Below are 229 nucleotides of genomic sequence, written 5' to 3' on the forward strand. Positions count from 1 at the left end.
GGCAATGATCCAAGACTTGATTTGTTCAAAAATCGGCATAACAAATGCTACAAGTCCATTCCAACAGGAAACTAAGAAATTTTTAATCGTTTCCCATACAAAACTTGTAGTAGAACAAATGGTATTCCAACACTCAGAAATGAAATTCTTGATACTTTCAAATATTGGCGTTGCAAAGTATAAAATAGCAGTCCAAATCGCTTGCAAGTATTGCGTAATGAAATTCCAA

The 229-nt window shown here is 33.6% G+C and carries 1 pseudogene; it reads right to left on the reverse strand.

What is annotated here, in order from left to right:
* A pseudogene (locus tag ACQGS6_RS29620) lies at positions 1 to 229 on the reverse strand (hypothetical protein); the annotation flags it as partial.

Source organism: Bacillus sp. GMs2/2 (assembly GCF_050172095.1).
Lineage (GTDB): Bacteria > Bacillota > Bacilli > Bacillales > Bacillaceae_G > Bacillus_A > Bacillus_A cereus.